The sequence below is a fragment of the Lentibacillus sp. genome, assembly GCF_035301675.1.
In the GTDB taxonomy this organism is placed as follows: domain Bacteria; phylum Bacillota; class Bacilli; order Bacillales; family Amphibacillaceae; genus Lentibacillus.
The window spans coordinates 14,460-31,801 of record NZ_DATGTT010000047.1 but is presented as its reverse complement, the minus strand read 5'-3'; the positions used below and the strand labels follow the sequence as shown (position 1 = coordinate 31,801).

14 protein-coding genes are annotated in these 17,342 nt (G+C 44.0%); 13 read left to right on the top strand and 1 reads right to left on the bottom strand.

Translation table 11 applies throughout. From position 1 onward, the window contains the following. Positions 1 to 72 precede the first annotated feature (72 nt). Together VK097_RS07030 and VK097_RS07025 are read left to right on the top strand one after the other, a co-directional pair. Positions 73 to 933 carry a LysR family transcriptional regulator gene (locus VK097_RS07030; RefSeq protein WP_324211095.1) on the top strand — a complete coding sequence of 287 codons (861 nt, stop codon included), beginning with the start codon at positions 73 to 75 and terminating at the stop codon, positions 931 to 933. A 64-nt stretch (positions 934 to 997) separates the two neighbouring features. Next, entirely contained in the window at positions 998 to 1,429 is a 432-nt protein-coding gene (locus tag VK097_RS07025) for an organic hydroperoxide resistance protein (RefSeq protein WP_324211094.1), read from the top strand. 275 nt (positions 1,430 to 1,704) lie between these two features. On the opposite strand, the gene VK097_RS07020 is transcribed toward VK097_RS07025, so the two are convergent. After that, positions 1,705 to 3,420, bottom strand: coding sequence for an Rqc2 family fibronectin-binding protein (locus tag VK097_RS07020; protein ID WP_324211093.1), 1,716 nt, complete (start codon positions 3,418 to 3,420; stop codon positions 1,705 to 1,707). Positions 3,421 to 3,598: 178 nt separating this feature from the next. Here VK097_RS07020 and VK097_RS07015 point away from each other — a divergent pair, with 178 nt between their 5' ends. From VK097_RS07015 to rsgA, 11 genes are all read left to right on the top strand, one after another. Beyond that, positions 3,599 to 6,253, top strand: coding sequence for a calcium-translocating P-type ATPase, SERCA-type (locus tag VK097_RS07015; RefSeq protein ID WP_324211092.1), 2,655 nt, complete (start codon positions 3,599 to 3,601; stop codon positions 6,251 to 6,253). A 260-nt stretch (positions 6,254 to 6,513) separates the two neighbouring features. Continuing rightward, on the top strand, positions 6,514 to 6,780 hold the full coding sequence (gene remA, locus VK097_RS07010) for an extracellular matrix/biofilm regulator RemA (RefSeq protein ID WP_324211091.1): 267 nt from the start codon (positions 6,514 to 6,516) through the stop codon (positions 6,778 to 6,780). 11 nt (positions 6,781 to 6,791) lie between these two features. Next, positions 6,792 to 7,406 carry a guanylate kinase gene (gene gmk, locus VK097_RS07005; protein ID WP_324211090.1) on the top strand — a complete coding sequence of 205 codons (615 nt, stop codon included), beginning with the start codon at positions 6,792 to 6,794 and terminating at the stop codon, positions 7,404 to 7,406. A 1-nt stretch (position 7,407) separates the two neighbouring features. Then, positions 7,408 to 7,611, top strand: coding sequence for a DNA-directed RNA polymerase subunit omega (gene rpoZ / locus VK097_RS07000; protein ID WP_324211089.1), 204 nt, complete (start codon positions 7,408 to 7,410; stop codon positions 7,609 to 7,611). 98 nt (positions 7,612 to 7,709) lie between these two features. After that, on the top strand, positions 7,710 to 8,918 hold the full coding sequence (coaBC, locus tag VK097_RS06995; protein WP_324211088.1) for a bifunctional phosphopantothenoylcysteine decarboxylase/phosphopantothenate--cysteine ligase CoaBC: 1,209 nt from the start codon (positions 7,710 to 7,712) through the stop codon (positions 8,916 to 8,918). Then, positions 8,915 to 11,326: a primosomal protein N' gene (priA, locus tag VK097_RS06990; protein WP_324211087.1), complete on the top strand. Its 2,412-nt coding sequence runs from the start codon at positions 8,915 to 8,917 to the stop codon at positions 11,324 to 11,326. Before coaBC ends, priA begins: the two co-directional genes overlap by 4 nt. A 32-nt stretch (positions 11,327 to 11,358) precedes the next feature. Continuing rightward, positions 11,359 to 12,300, top strand: coding sequence for a methionyl-tRNA formyltransferase (fmt, locus tag VK097_RS06985; protein ID WP_324211086.1), 942 nt, complete (start codon positions 11,359 to 11,361; stop codon positions 12,298 to 12,300). Further along, positions 12,301 to 13,647 carry a 16S rRNA (cytosine(967)-C(5))-methyltransferase RsmB gene (rsmB, locus tag VK097_RS06980; RefSeq protein ID WP_324211085.1) on the top strand — a complete coding sequence of 449 codons (1,347 nt, stop codon included), beginning with the start codon at positions 12,301 to 12,303 and terminating at the stop codon, positions 13,645 to 13,647. A gap of 47 nt (positions 13,648 to 13,694) precedes the next feature. After that, positions 13,695 to 14,450 (top strand): Stp1/IreP family PP2C-type Ser/Thr phosphatase, encoded by a 756-nt coding sequence (locus VK097_RS06975; protein WP_324211084.1) that lies wholly within the window; start codon positions 13,695 to 13,697, stop codon positions 14,448 to 14,450. Next, a complete protein-coding gene (pknB, locus tag VK097_RS06970) occupies positions 14,450 to 16,459 on the top strand; it encodes a Stk1 family PASTA domain-containing Ser/Thr kinase (protein WP_324211083.1) in 2,010 nt (669 codons plus the stop codon). Before VK097_RS06975 ends, pknB begins: the two co-directional genes overlap by 1 nt. Beyond that, a complete protein-coding gene (rsgA, locus tag VK097_RS06965) occupies positions 16,460 to 17,341 on the top strand; it encodes a ribosome small subunit-dependent GTPase A (RefSeq protein WP_324211082.1) in 882 nt (293 codons plus the stop codon). Position 17,342 lies beyond the last annotated feature (1 nt).

Below are 17,342 nucleotides of genomic sequence, written 5' to 3'. Positions count from 1 at the left end.
GTGTGCAATAAGCATAATTTTACGTTATAATAAAATCAAATAACGATTACTTATCAACCGAGGTAACCCATTATGAAAATAGATGACTATGAACTACTGTTGAAGCTAAAGGAAATTGGCACAATCCGCGGTACTGCAAAAGCGATTCTCATATCCCAGCCCGCTGTGACACAGCGCCTGAAGTATATCGAGGAATATTTTGGCGAACCAATCTTTATCAGGACATCAAAAAGCCTGGTGCTTACCCCGACTGGTGAAATGATCATGGAACATGCCAGAAACGTCATCAAGGAGGAAAAGGCAATTAAAAATACGCTTGCCCAATCCAGCGGGGAAGTTCAGGGGTCTTTGGCGATTGCGTGTTCATCACTGGTCAGTCAACGTTTTCTGCCTTCGATTCTTGGGGATTATACGAACGCGTATCCAAAGGTAGCGATTGATTTGGTCACAGGCATCAGTGAAGATATTAAACGCGAGCACAAAAACTATCATGTGTGTATCATCCGAGGTGAAAAGTTAAAAGAATCCGTCAGCGAACTGTTATTTGAGGATCCGCTATATATGTTTGATACAGAGCCGTTTCCAACTGATCAAATGAAGGAGCGGCCGCTGATATCGTTCAAGAGCGATGACAGCATGCATGAGTTGGTTGATAACTGGCTGTATCATCATCAGGAACAGATTAAACCGATCAAAATGCTGCATGTTGATCAGATCGAAACATGCAAACAGTTTATGCAGGAAGGTCTGGGCATGGCGGTTCTTCCGAAAAGTGTATCTGACAGTATGATGGAGGAATACCCGCATATTCCGCTTGAGGTAGACGGCCGGCCAGTGACAAGGGATACGTGGGTCTGTTATCAGGAAGGTGTACGCAAATTGCCGCAGGTCGATGAATTTTTGTCAGCGGTATTGGATAAAAAATTCCTTTAAGTGTTTAAACTGCTAAAGAATAAGGAAAACATATAATACGCAGCAATTAAAGGAGTGATTATACATGAGCGATGTAATTTTCACATCGAAAGCTACAGCTAAAAATGGACGTGACGGACATGTGCAATCCGCTGACGGGTTAATAGATTTAGATTTAGTCAATCCTGCAAGTAATCAAGAAGATAAAGGGTCAAATCCGGAGCAGTTATTCGCAGCAGCATATTCGGCATGCTATGACGGCGCCCTTAACCTTGTAGCTTCAAATCAAAATAAGAAAATTGATTCGGAAACGACGGCTGAAGTCAGTTTTATGAAGGATCCTGCAGATAACGGTTTTAAAATAGCGGTTAAGCTGCACATTGAAATCGATGGTGTCAGCCCGGAAGAAGCGGAGGAACTGGCTCAGGATGCGCATCAGGCTTGCCCATATTCCAAAGCAACCCGCGGTAATATCGATGTGATACTAAACCCTAAAGCTGGTGAAACACCGAGCTAAAAAGAATTAAAGGCTGCTGAAAGGCCTCGGTGATACCCAGCAGAACGGAGTTCGAGGAGGCTCGCCAGCCGCCCCGAAACATCCACCGAGTAATCTGCGAGTTGCGAGGAGTGCTGCTTCACCGAAGTTCTTGCAACACGACGAGCACCAAGTGTTTTTCCGAAGCGGTGTTATAGCAAACAAGTTTTCATAGTACGTCGCAGTTTATTTCAACTGGGAGAATGAAAAGCAGCAAAGTTTACAAAAAGGGTCTATTTAAAAAGACGGATGATCCATCATAAGGGTCGTCCGTCTTTTAATTTCTCGGCTGTATCTATTTCAGGTGTCACAAATAATGTTTTTTGATTGTCGTAAGTCACATAACCGGGTTTTGCACCGTTTGGTTTTCTCACATGTCTCACTTTCGTGTAGTCAACGGGTACTGACGATGACTGGTGTGACTTGCTGAAAAAGGCAGCGAGCCGGGCCGCTTCCAGCAAAGTATCGTCGCTTGGTTCTTTTGAACGGATAATCACATGCGATCCGGGAATATCTTTCGTATGGAGCCAGATGTCATCGCGATTTGCCAGTTTCATTGTCAAATACTCATTTTGTTTATTATTTTTGCCGACTAAGATGACGGTTCCATCGGACGCCATGAATTTTTCCGGGCTCGGCTTTGGTGCTTTCTTTTTATTTTTCCTTTGCTTTTGCCTCTTCAAGTATCCTTCTTCCCTCAGCTCATCCCGGATTTCTCCGATATCGGCCTCGCGGGCAGCGTCAATTTGCTGGAGCAGCTGTTCCAGGTAGGTAATTTCTTTATTGGCTTTTTTCATCTCTTTTTGAACTTTTTCTTTTGATGTTTTTAACTTCTGATAGGTTTTGAAAAAATTTTGGGCGTTTTCACTTGGTGTCTTGTTCGGATTTAATTCTATCGTCATTTCATTCTGATCAGGGTCATAATAATCAATGACGTTTACTTCTGCATCTCCCTGCTTCACCTGATGCATGTTTGCTGTCAGCAGTTCGCCAAGCCGCTGATATTGCACCGCGTTTTCTGCTTTTTTTAATGTTTTTTCGTGTTTTTTCAGCTTGCGTGTATTTTTGTCCCGTTCATTTTTTATAAATTGATACAAGTCTTTTGCCTGCTGTTTAACCCGATCACGTTCGGCTTTACCCGAATAAAAGGAATCAAGCATCATATTGGTCTCGGAGAACGATTCCGGTTCACCGTCTTTATGTGTAATCGGAAGCACATGAAAATCTTCTTTCCCGTTACGATAAATGGCAGGCAAGAAACGGTTATATCGGATCATTTCCTGCATACTTTCAAATTTTTCTTTATAAATCCCGATGGCACCAAGTTTAGCCTGATGGACGATTTCATTGGCTATAAAGGGAGACATGCCGGTCAGTGTCTGGACGATCTGTTTACCTAGTTTCCCTGCGTTAAAGTCCATTTTGCGGAGAAACATATCACTGTCGACTTCCAGAGGGTTCAGTTTATTCTGGTTTGGCGGAAGTTTGTAGTCGAAACCGGGCAATATTGTGCGGTAACGGTTTTGGGAAGCGGAAATGTGTTTCATACTGTCCAGAATGTGCCCTTTTTCTCCGTTAACCAGCATCACATTGCTATGTTTGCCCATCAGTTCAATGATCAGTTTTTTGGTTGTGACATCCCCAATCTCATTCCGTGACCGGACCGAGAACGTGATAATCCGCTCCATTCCGTATTGGGTGATGGAGTCGATAACCGCTCCTGAAAGATGCTTTCTGAGCAGCATACAAAACATCGGCGGTTCTTTTGGGTTGTTGTATGAATCCCCTGTTAAGTGCAGCCGGGCATATACGGGGTGTATTGATAACAGAAGTGAATGGTTCTGCCCATGGCTTCGTATAGTGAAAACCAGTTCAGTGTCTGTCGGCTGATATATTTTTGCAATTTTTCCCGGTATGATTTTTTCATTCAGTTCGTTTGTTACCGCGCGGGCAACAATTCCATCAAATGGCATATAACCACCTCTTCCTGCATACGGTCGCCTTCGCTTTTCTATCTATTATAGCATTTTTCAGGACATGTCTGCATAGGTATTGGTATACAGAATAATGCTGAGAAGTCTGCAGCAATGAAAGCTCCCGATGGGCTTGCAAAATATGAGTTTTCCAAGATGAATCTGGAGGGAATGCTGGATGAAATGGTATCAGATGGATGTCGAGGCAGTCGAGCAAAAATTGCATGTCACAACAAAACGCGGGCTGACAGATAAGCAAGCGGAACAGCGGCAGAAGCAATACGGGCCAAATCGACTTGAATCCGAGAAAAAAGTATCCAAGTGGCTGATTTTTTTGAAACAATTTCAGGATTTTATGGTGCTGGTATTGCTTGCTGCCACTTTAATCGCCGGGATGCTTGGTGAGTATGTCGATGCAATAGCTATTATGATCATCGTTCTGGTTAACGGCTTTTTGGGATATTTTCAGGAGCAGAAAGCGGAAAAATCACTTGCAAAATTAAAAGAAATGTCAGCCCCCGTTGCAACCGTGCTTCGGGATGGCAAGTGGGAGAAGTTACCATCACAGGAAGTGGTTGTCGGGGATGTTGTAAGGTTAAACAGCGGCGATAGGATCCCGGCAGATATCCGAATAACACAATCCAGCAGTCTTGAAACAGAGGAATCAGCACTGACCGGCGAATCCCTTCCGGTTATGAAGCATGCGACAAGCATTACAAAGGACAAGCTTGATGCTCAGGATCAAGTCAATATGGGGTTCATGAGCACGTTAGTCACGCGGGGGTCGGGTACAGGCATTGTCGTCGGAACGGGAATGAATACGGTGATGGGGCAGATCGCCTCACTACTGGTTAAAACGAAGAAAACAACAACCCCGCTTGAACACAAACTTGCGGAACTGGGCAAAATTTTAATTGCTGTTGCACTTCTTTTGACTGCTCTGGTTGTACTGGTTGGGGTTTATCAGGGTCACCCGGTATACAACATGTTTCTTGCAGGTGTGTCACTGGCTGTCGCCGCCATACCGGAGGGGTTGCCGGCCATCGTGACGGTTGCACTGTCATTGGGCGTACAGCGCATGATCAGGAAAAAGGCCATTGTCCGGCAACTTTCCGCTGTAGAAACGCTTGGATGTGCGTCGGTCATTTGCTCGGACAAGACCGGGACTATGACTGAAAATCAAATGACGGTAAAAGAAGTGTTTCTGAATGGAAAGTGGTTATATGTAACAGGTGACGGCTATGATGTGAAAGGGGACGTTTACCTTAATCATGATGCGGTAGACAGGAATTTTCCAAATCTGGAATCGATGTTTTTATATGGCATGCTTTGTAATAATGCATCGTTACTGACGAAAAAAGGGAAGTACTATGTAGACGGTGATCCAACAGACGGTGCATTGCTGGTAGCTGCTAGGAAACTGGGGCTGTCACATCAGCTTCATGATAATTACCATGTTGTCAAAGAACTTCCATTTGATTCCGACCGAAAACGGATGAGTATGGTCGTGGAAGATGATAATAAAATGCGTTTTCTTATAACTAAAGGAGCCCCGGATGTAATGCTGCCCCGTTCGAACTACCTCATGGGGGAGCAGGGAAGAAAATTGATACGGTCTGAAGAAAAAAAGAAGATCGATCAGGCAGTCGACAAGATGGCGGATAAAGCATTACGGACACTTGCAGTCGCCATGAAGCCGTTGGCAAAAGATGAGTCATTAAATACTGCTGTATTGGAAAAAGACCTGACACTTGTAGGTCTGTACGGGATGATGGATCCGCCAAGAAAAGAGGTGAAAACAGCTATTGAAGAATGCCGGGAAGCCGGAATTAAGCCGGTTATGATAACCGGTGACCACGAAAAAACCGCCCGGGCGATTGCGGCAGAATTGAATCTGCTTCCTGAAGGCGGAAGCGTTCTAAATGGTTATCAATTAAACAATATGTCCGTATCAGATCTGCAGGATATCATAGATCAGGTTTATGTTTTTGCCCGAGTCACACCTGAGCACAAGCTTAAAATTGTGAAGGCATTGCAGGAAAAAGGTCACATTGTTGCCATGACTGGTGATGGCGTCAATGATGCGCCTGCAATCAAAGCCAGTGACATCGGAATCGGTATGGGTGAAAGCGGGACAGATGTGACCAAGGAAGCTTCTTCGCTCATTTTGATGGATGATAATTTTGCCACGATTAAATCGGCCATTATCGAAGGCCGCAATATCTATGAAAATATCCGCAAATTTATCCGCTATTTATTGGCTTCCAATGTCGGTGAAATTTTGGTGATGCTGTTCGCCATGCTGCTTGCGATGCCGCTGCCGCTTGTGCCGGTACAAATCCTATGGGTCAATCTTGTAACGGACGGTCTTCCCGCAATGGCACTCGGGCTGGACCAGTCGGAAGATGATGTGATGAGACGCGGGCCAAGGAATCCAAAAGAGGGTATTTTTGCCAGAGGACTCGGATTTAAGATTGTCAGCCGCGGTATTGTAATAGGGCTGGTCGCCTTAGTCGCGTTTATGCTTGCCTATCAGGGCAATCCGGATAACCTGATTTACGGCCAGACAGTTGCCTTTACCACATTGGTGATGTCCCAGTTGATTCATGTCTTTGACTGCCGGAGCGAACATTCGATTTTTGTACGAAACCCGTTTGAAAATAAATATTTGGTTCTGGCGGTGATATCATCAGTATTCCTATTATTGGTCGTGATCTACTGGGCACCTTTACAGCCCGTTTTCCATACGACAGCACTGAACCTCAGGGATTGGATGCTGGTTCTTGCGTTGAGTTTTCTGCCGAGTGTTCTCTTTGGCTTTACCAAAAAATAAGCAATGCTGCCCTTCCTCCAGAGAAGGGTTTTTATTTTTGCTGTAAAGTTGTTATAATAGGGTTTCAGGAATTCGGATAGCCTTTTCACACCCTGCAGACTGAAAAAACTTGGGATGGAAACGTAATTTTGAGAAAATAAAAGAAAAAGTCCAAATTATACAGTAAATGGTTGTGTTTTAGTTTTTAATTACACTATAATAGGTTTATTATACTTATAGATTAATCCAAGCATTAGACAGATTTCTAAGGGGGAGCCAATTTGAGTTTACGGTTAATCAATATAGGGTTTGGGAACGTTGTTTCGGCCAATCGGGTCATTTCGATTGTTTCGCCGGAATCCGCACCGATTAAGCGAATTATTACAGTAGCTCGCGACAATGAAAAATTAGTGGACGCGACTTATGGACGACGAACACGTGCTGTTATCATCACGGACAGTGATCATGTTGTGCTGTCAGCTGTACAGCCGGAGACTGTAGGACAGAGGGTAATCAGTCACGAGGAAGTTTTAGACGAGAGTAACTAGGAGGAAGCGTTGTGATTGATGAAAATGGCATTTTATTCATTTTATCAGGACCCTCAGGTGTAGGTAAAGGGACTGTGAGACGGGAACTTTTTGAGCGTGCAAATGACCTGGCGTATTCAATTTCCATGACTACAAGGAAAATGCGGCCCGGTGAAGCGGAAGGCGTCGATTATTTTTACAAGACAAATGATGAATTCGAGCAGATGATTGAAGCTGGACAGCTTTTGGAATATGCCCGTTTTGTCAATAATTATTATGGGACACCGCGCAAATATGTGGAAGATACGTTGCAGGATGGCAAGGACGTGTTTCTTGAGATTGAAGTCCAGGGCGCCGTGCAAGTGAAGGAAAATTTTCCGGAAGGTGTTTTTATCTTTTTGTTCCCGCCCAGTTTGGAAGAATTAAAAAACCGGATTGTTGAAAGAGGTACGGAATCACAGGAATTAGTGCTTAAGCGGCTGAAAGAAGCTCAGAAAGAGATTGACATGATGGACGCCTATGATTACGTCGTCGTCAATGATGATGTTGATGCTGCCGTCACTAAGATTCAATCAATCATTCAGAGTGAGCACTGCAAACGTGAACGTATTGCTAAACAATATAAAAAGTTATTGGAGGATGAATAATATGATGCTCGAACCGTCCATTGATGATTTGCAGACGAAAATAAAATCCAAGTATACACTTGTAACAATAGCTGCCAAACGGGCACGCCAAATCCGGGAGACGGAAAAAGTGCTTGTTGATGACCCGCAATCGAATAAATATGTTGGGCAGGCACTTGAAGAAATTATGGCTGAAAAGCTGTATGTAAAAGAAGATAGTAAGTAATCCTGATGACCCTCGCTTCTCTTTTCCGTTTGCGGGGGTCTAAGTTTTAGGTGGATTGTGATCGGCAACTACTTTATAGGGAACGAGGGGGATGTACGATGATCCAGAACAAAAATATCCTGTTGGGGGTTTCGGGTGGTATAGCTGCATATAAAGCATGTGCCCTAACAAGTAAATTGACTCAGCAAGGTGCCGATGTGAAAGTGATTATGACGGAAAATGCTGCAAAATTTGTTTCACCGCTTACATTTCAGGCGTTATCCAGGAACCCGGTTCACATTGATACGTTTGATGAAAAAGATCCTGCCAAAATTGCCCATATTGATCTGGCAGACTGGGCTGACATCACTCTGCTTGCACCGGCGACAGCGAATATCATTGGTAAATTGGCAAACGGTATTGCCGATGATATGCTTTCAACAGTGCTGCTTGCAACCCGGTCAAGTGTTTATATTGCACCGGCAATGAATGTACATATGTATGCACACCCCGCTGTTATTGCAAATATGAAACAGCTTGATTCCTGGGGTTATCATTTTATTGAACCGGGGGCAGGGTATCTCGCCTGCGGGTATGTCGGCAAGGGACGCCTGGAAGAGCCTGAGAGCATTATTTCAGCTGTTGCGGAGCACCAGGGAAGAAATGCATTGTTTTCAGGAAAAAAAGTGCTGATTTCTGCAGGCCCTACTCAGGAAAAGATCGATCCGGTCCGTTTTCTTACAAATCGATCATCCGGAAAAATGGGTTTTGCGCTTGCTGAAGCAGCAGCGAATGAAGGTGCGGATGTTACACTTGTAACCGGTCCTGTCAATCTGGAGACCGGAAACAAACGCATCAACCGGGTCGATGTTGTGACTGCTGAAGAAATGTATAAGGAGATGCATGGACACTTCCGGACGAGTGACATTGTTATTAAAGCTGCTGCTGTTGCCGATTATCGTCCGGAGCGGGTTTATGATGAGAAGATAAAAAAACAGCCTGATGACTGGCATATTGAAATGGAGCGGACACAGGACATTCTGCAGTCACTTGGCAAAGCGAAAGATCACCAATTTTTAGCTGGATTTGCGGCTGAAACAACTAACCCGGTTGAACATGGCATCAGCAAACTGCAGAAGAAGAATCTCGATGCGATCATCGTCAACAACGTGGCTGCTGAAGGTGCCGGTTTTAGAGGGGATACAAATGTGGTCACGTATGTGAACAAGTCAGAAGAAAAAGAAGATATTACGTTAAGATCCAAACAGGAGATCGCTGAAGAAGTACTGAAATTAATAGCCCGTGATATGAAGGATGAAACAATGTGAATATAGCCAAAGTAATCGTGGATGTTCCGGCAAGTTCTATTAACCAGACATTTGATTACCAGATACCCGAACGGTTTCAGGAAATGCTGCAGCCGGGAATGCGCGTCATCGTTCCATTTGGTCCGAGAAAAGTAATGGGATATGTCGTTGCGAGAGCCAGTGAATCCAGCTTGGATAACTTAAAAGAATTAATTGATATCCTCGATTTGACCCCTATTCTGACATCTGAATTGCTTAATTTGGGCAAATGGCTGGCAGAAGAGACTTTAAGTTTATATATTACGGCTTTTCAGGCGATGCTTCCACAAGTGTTGAAAGCAAATTATAAAAAAGAACTGGAACGATTGACCAGTGCCCCGCTACATAAGCAGCTTGAAGTGTTTTTTGCCGGAAGGGATTTTGTTTCGTATGAAGAGCTGCTGGAAAATGCCGGGGTCAGCTTTTACCAGGTGCAAAAAGCGATACAGGCTGGTGATATTGCTGTTCATTACCTAGTCAAATCAAGAGTGACGAAAAAGCATATCACTTTCCTTAAACCGGCACGTGAAGTCCATCTGCTGGAAGAAGCGCTCCAGGATACGTCCAACAAAGCCAAAAAGCAGCAGGAAATTCTTGCTTTTTTTATTGACAGCCCGGAAGAAATCGAGCTTAACCGTGTACTGAAAAAATTCGGGACAACACGATCTGTAATAAATGCATTACTTAATAAAAATTTACTCAATGCGTTTAAGAAAGAAGTATACAGGAATCCGTATGATGAACATGCATTTGAAAAGACAACAGCTTTAGAACTGACAGCACAGCAGCAAGAAGCCATCAAACCAGTGAAACAGCGTATTAATGACGACCGGCATGATGTGTTTCTACTGCATGGTGTAACAGGCAGCGGAAAAACAGAAATCTATCTGCAAGCAATCCAGGATGTAATTGACAAAGGGGAAGAAGCGATTGTCCTTGTCCCGGAAATATCCTTGACACCACAGATGGTCAGACGGTTCAAGGGACGGTTCGGGTCGAATGTCGCAGTATTGCATAGCGCTTTATCCCACGGGGAAAAGTACGATGAATGGCGGCGCGTCCACCTTAAAGAGGTTCAAGTGGTGGTCGGCGCCAGATCAGCTGTTTTTGCCCCGTTTGAAAACCTTGGGATTATCATTATAGATGAAGAACATGAAAACAGCTATAAACAGGAAGATCAGCCACGCTATCATGCACGGGATGTTGCCATTCATCGCGGGAAGGACCATCAATGCCCTGTCATCCTTGGCAGTGCGACACCGACACTGGAATCATATGCGAGAGCACAAAAAGGTGTCTATAAGCTGACAACCTTAAGTAAACGAACCAATGAAAAGGCGATGCCTGAAGTTAATGTTGTGGATATGCGTGATGAGCTTCATGCCGGTAACCGATCGATGTTTTCACGCAGTCTGAAAGAGAATATGGAAGAGCGAATCAGACGCGGAGAACAAATAGTTCTGTTGTTAAACCGGCGCGGCTATTCAACATTTGTTATGTGCCGGGAATGCGGACATGTGAAAGAATGTCCGCATTGTGATATTGCACTGACATTCCATAAGCACAACAACCGGTTAAAATGCCATTATTGTTCATATGAAGAACCCATGCCAATGTATTGTCCATCATGCAGCAGCCATTTAATCCGTTTTTTCGGAACTGGAACACAGCGTATAGAAGAATCGCTGACCCAATTGATTCCGGAAGCAAGGGTGCTGCGGATGGATGTGGATACAACACGAAGAAAAGGGGCGCATGAAAAACTGCTGGCCCAATTTGCCAATAAAGAGGCGGATATACTGCTGGGAACGCAAATGATTGCAAAAGGGCTTGATTTTGAGAATGTAACACTCGTTGGCGTTCTGACAGCTGATTCGATGCTGAATCTGCCGGATTTTCGCTCATCCGAAAAAACTTTTCAGCTCCTTACACAGGTGAGCGGACGGGCGGGCAGACACGAACTGCCGGGTGAGGTGATTGTTCAGACGTACACACCGGAACATTACAGTATTGAACTGGCAAGTCATTATAATTTCACACAGTTTTACCAGCAGGAAATGCAAGTGCGCAAAAAATTTCAATATCCGCCATACGTGTTCCTGACATTAATCACAGTATCTCATCAGAATCATGTGACAGCGGTTCAGACGACCCAAAAAATCGTAAAAACCTTATGGAAGTATGTCCGGGAAGATACAGTCATCTTAGGGCCGACCCCCTCACCAATATCACGGATGAAGGATAGATATCGCTACCAATGCATGGTAAAATACAAACAGGAACCAAAACTGCGAACGTTAATCCATAAAATTATCCGGCAATTTGATGATGAGATGCGCAAAGATGATTTGCAGATCTCCGTTGATATGCAGCCGTACCAGCTAATGTAGTGAATGCTGTACCTAGAAAGGAGCACTGCCTTATGAAAAGACTTGTTTTTATGGGGACACCGGATTTTTCCGTGCCGATTCTGGAAAAACTTATGCTGACAGAGTATGAAATTGTATTGGTTGTGACACAGCCTGACCGCCCGAAAGGCAGGAAAAAAATCGTAACACCGCCTCCTGTTAAAAAAACGGCTGAAAAATATGAAATTCCGGTACTGCAGCCCGAAAAATTAAATGATGAATATAAAAAAATTCTCGCTTATAAACCCGATATCATTATTACAGCAGCTTATGGACAAATTTTGCCGAAAGAACTGCTTGAAACCCCTGAATTTGGCTGTATTAATGTCCATGCATCATTATTGCCTGAGCTCCGGGGCGGGGCTCCGATTCATTATGCTATTCTCCAGGGAAAACAAAAGACAGGTATTACCCTCATGTACATGGCTGAAAAATTGGATGCCGGTGATATTATCGTACAGCAGTCCGTAAAGATTGCGGCAGCTGACCATGTCGGGACGCTGCACGATAAACTGTCTGAAACAGGCGCTCTGCTTCTGGCTGACACATTGCCGGAAATATTTGCCCAAAATATCACCCCTGAAAGTCAGGATGAAAGTCTGGCGACATTTGCCTTTAATATTAAGCGTGATCAGGAAAGAATTGATTGGCAAAACCCGCATGATGTTATTTATAATCATATTAGAGGCATGCATCCCTGGCCGGTTGCTTTTACGACATATGATGGAGGTCAAATGAAGATATGGTGGGGCGAAATGGATAATCACACATATAAGGGAAGCCCTGGTGAAATTGTTGACATCGTAGATAATGAAGCCTTTGTCGTCGTATGCGGCAACCAAAAAGGCCTCCGGATAACGGAGGTACAGCCTGCAGGTAAAAAGCGGATGACGGTGAGTCAATATTTGCAGGGATCGCCAGATAGGATTAAAACAGGCATAGTATTGGGTGATTAAATGGAAAACTTTCGGGTAAGAGAAGCAATTGTTGATTTGCTTGTGCGTATTGAACAGGACAGCGGTTTCAGTCATTTATTGATTGATCATGAAATTACATCCCGAAACATTCCGGAAAAAGACGAAGCTCTCATGACGGAGATTGTTTATGGAACCATCCAGCGGAAGTTAACTTTGGATTATTATCTGGATGCCTTTATCGATACAAAGAAAAAGATAAAACCATGGTTGCGTATGCTCTTGCGTATGTCTGTTTATCAGATGCATTTTCTGGATAGGATTCCGGATCATGCCGTTATCAATGAAGCGGCTGAAATTGCAAAACAGCGGGGACATAAAGGGATTGCTTCATTTGTTAACGGTGTACTGAGAAGCATACAGCGCAAAGGTGTTCCGGATACAACTGCAATTGAAAATATAGCAAAACGTCTTGCCCTTGAAACAAGTCATCCTGAATGGCTTGTTAAACGGTGGATAGACATGTATGGTTATGACATGACAAGGGACATGTGTTATGCCAATCTAGAGAGAAAATCCTTGTCGATTCGCGTACAGCCGTTAAAGATCAGTCGCCGGACAGTGATGGATGAGCTTCATGAACTCGGTTTTGAAACAAGGTCATCCGGTTTCTCCAGTCAAGGCATTATTGTTAATCAAGGCAATGTTTTGCGGACAAGACTTTTTGAAGAAGGTTATATCACCATCCAGGATCAGAGTTCGATGCTGGTAACGGAAATGCTTAATGCCGAGCCCGGAATGTCTGTTTTGGACGCCTGCAGTGCACCAGGCGGCAAAGTGACACATACTGCCGAAAAAATGCAAAACAAGGGTTCAATCTCTGCATATGATCTTCATGCCAAGAAAGTAAAACAAATAAGCGACAAAGCGGCTGCACTTGATTTGACGATAATTGATGCCAATGCCGGTGATGCCCGCAAATTGCAGGAAAGGCACGAAAAGGAAAGCTTTGACCGTATTCTGATTGATGCGCCATGTTCGGGTTTTGGTGTGATTCGCGGCAAGCCGGATATTAAATATAATAAAACGGAAAACGATATTTACCGTTTAGCACAGATTCAGACAGATATACTGAAGAATGTGGCGCCATTATTAAAAAAAGGCGGACTGTTGGTATACAGCACCTGTACGGTTGATAAAACGGAGAATGACGAAGTTGCACAAACCTTTTTGGACCAAAATCCGGAGTTTATTTTAGACACAGCCTTTTTTGAACAATTACCATCCATGATTCAGCATTCACCGGGGCATTCTGAAATTGGTCTGCAATTATTTCCGCAAACATTTTCAACTGACGGTTTTTTTCTGACAAGATTCAAGCGAGTATAACCAGCGTGCAGGCTGCAATGCATGATTGCTGTTGAGAGGTGAGAAAAGTGAAAGCGTATTTTCAGACAGATCAGGGACGTGTCAGACCACATAATGAAGATGACGGCGGTGTATTTTATAACCGGACAGGCCAGCTGCTGGCAATCGTTGCTGATGGGATGGGCGGTCATCAGGCAGGAGATGTCGCCAGTCAGATAGCCATATCCTTCGTCCGGGATAAATGGGAGCAGACAGATGGCTTCAATTCATCTGCAGCATCAGAGACATGGTTAAAGGAAATCCTTGAGGAAGCGAATACTGCCCTTTTGGCACATGCTCAAAACAATGAAGCATATGCCGGGATGGGAACGACGGTGGTCGCAGCAATTTGTACAGATGGTTTTATCGCTGTTGCCCATATCGGTGACAGCCGATGCTATATGCTGACTGATGAGGGGTTCGGACAAATAACGGAAGATCATTCATTGGTAAATGAACTCGTCAGGTCCGGTCAGATCAGTAAGGAGGATGCTGAACACCATCCGCGTAAAAATGTTTTGCTGAAGGCACTTGGAACAGAAAAAGACATAGCTGCTGATACCCAATCCATGACGTGGGAATGGGACAATAAACTCTTGCTGTGTTCTGATGGGCTGACAAATAAGGTGACGGATGAAGAGCTTTCATCATTTATCCAGAAAGAACAGGACCTCGAATCAGTCAGTAATGACATGATTGAACTCGCCAACGATCGGGGCGGAGAGGACAACATATCCCTAGTAATTGTACATCATGACACAGCCACGGAAGAGGGTGAGGCCTAATGCTGGACGGGCATCTGCTGAATGAGCGTTACAGGATAAAAGGATCCATTGGCGGCGGCGGTATGGCTGATGTTTATCTTGCAAAAGATACGATTTTGGACCGTAACGTAGCAATCAAGGTATTGCGCCTTGATTATGCCAATGATGAAGAGTTCATTGCCCGGTTTGACCGGGAAGCACAATCAGCAGCAAGTTTGTCCCATCCGAATATTGTCAGCATTTATGATGTCGGGGAAGAAGATCGGATATTATTCATGGCGATGGAATATGTGGACGGATTAACACTTAAGGAGTACATACAACATTACGCACCGCTTGATGTGGAAGAGGCAATGGACATCATGGCACAAATTACATCAGCCATTGCACAGGCCCATGACAACGACATCATACACCGGGATATTAAACCGCAAAATATTTTAATTGATACATATGGTCAGGTTAAAGTGACAGATTTCGGAATTGCGATGGCACTAAGCTCAACGGCATTAACTCAAACGAACTCCATCCTGGGTTCTGTCCATTATTTATCTCCTGAACAAGCCCGTGGAGGGACAGCAACCAAGAAGTCCGACATCTATTCGTTGGGGATTGTCCTATTTGAATTATTGACGGGGAGACTGCCTTTTTCAGGCCAATCACCTGTTTCAATCGCACTAATGCATTTGCAGAACGATACACCATCAGTACAGTGGTATAATCCGGATATTCCACAGTCCGTCGAAAACATTGTGTTAAAGGCTACGGCCAAAGATCCCTTTCACCGTTATGATTCAGTATATGAAATGGAAGACGATCTGGAAACGGCACAGGATCCGGACAGGATCAATGAGGAAAGATTTGTTCCCCCGGAAGAAGAGGGGGAAGAAACGAAGGCTATTCCTATTATAACCGACAATCAAATTGAAGAAGGCCCGAATGGTGATACGATTGCCGGTCCATCAAATGATACTACGAAGGCATATACAGCTGAAAATAATACAGATAACGATAAGAAATCGGGAAAAAAGCGGCGGAGAAAAAAATGGCCAATCATCCTTAGTATAGTATTTTTATTGCTGGCGGCAGGCGTAGCAGCATGGTTCTTTATTCCTGATGTGTTTCAGCCTGAAGACGTTGAGATACCTGATGTCAGCGGCATGCAGTACGAGGAAGCTTTATCCGATTTACGTGAACTGAATCTGAATACAGAGCGTGAACAAACTTACTCGGATGAGATCGAAGAGGGTGTTGCTATACGGACAGAACCGAAAGGCGGTGCAACAGTAAAGGAAGAAGATACAGTTACAATCGTTGTCAGCCAGGGAAAAGAAACAGTAGCATTTGACGATTATGTCGGCAAGAACTTTGATCAGGTCAAGCGTATACTTGAAAGTCAGGGGTTTACGGATATTTCTGCGAATAAAACATATTCAAGTGATTATAACGCAGGTGAAATTATGAATCATGTTTTTCCTTCTCCGGGGACTGAAGTTATACCGGACGAAGCTGAAGTCGTGTTTGATGTCAGTAAGGGTCCTGAGCCAATCAGTTTGAATAACCTGAAAGGGATGAGTGAACAGGAGGCCATTAACTCCCTGGAGAAGCAAGGATTGAACGCATCAATCAAGCAAGAAAACTCTGACAGTACTCCTGAAGGCGATGTTATCCGGCAGGAACCGGGAGCAGGGACCGAACTGGGAGAGGGTGATACCGTCAATGTTTATATTTCTACAGGGCCTGAGGAAAAGCCGCCTGTCAATCACAAAGAAACATTTACGGTAAGTTACAACCCGAAACAGGAAGATGAAAACAGTGATAAGCCGGTCGAACAAACCGTTAAAATTTATATTGGTGATAATAACCGGTCGATTTCAGAAGTCTACGAAGAATATAAGATAACCGAGGACAGGGAATTTACAATCCCATTAACAATAGCACCCGACAATGTTGCGAATTATCGGGTTATGCGCGATGACGAAGTGGTTATCGACAAGTCAATTCCATATGAAGAAGCGGAAGGTGAATAAATGGCTGAAGGCAGAATTATGAAGGCAATAAGCGGGTTTTATTACGTCAAGAGCGGTGATAACGTATTTCAATGCAGAGGAAGAGGGGTATTCCGCAAACAAAAGATCACACCGCTTGTCGGTGATTTTGTGGAATTCGATGGTGATAATCCGGAGGAAGGATATATTCATTCCATCAAATCGAGACGTAATATACTGATCCGGCCGCCGGTGGCAAATGTTGATCAGGTAATTATTGTCAGTTCAGCCATTATGCCTGATTTCAATCCACTCTTATTGGATCGTTTCCTTGTGCTGATTGAATCAAAAGAAATCAGTCCGGTTATCTTTATTACGAAGAAGGATCTCCTGTCTGATAAAGAGCTGGAATCGATTAGTGTTTATCAAAAATTATATAGAGAAATCGGCTACTCAGTCGAACTGGTTTCTTCCAGAGCGTTGGAAGAACCGGACCATTTAAAGGATTATTTCTCTGACCAAATCTCTGTCATTGCCGGTCAATCAGGCGTAGGGAAATCATCGTTGTTAAACGCTGTCAATCCTTCCCTTGAATTAAAAACGGCCGGCATATCCGAAAGTCTGGGAAGAGGAAAACATACGACAAGACATGTCGAGCTGGTCGAAGCAGGCAATGGTCTTGTAGCTGACACACCAGGATTCAGTTCACTTGATTTCAATGAAATCATAGCCGGGGAATTAGGTGATTGTTTTCCGGAAATTGTTGACCTGAAAGCAGATTGCAAATTTCGTGGCTGTTTTCATAAGAAAGAGCCTGGCTGTGCGGTGAAACAGGCTGTAACCGACGGACAAATTGCTTCAAGCCGTTATGATCATTACCTTCGTTTTTTAGACGAAATTAACTCACGAAAGCCGAGGTATTAGT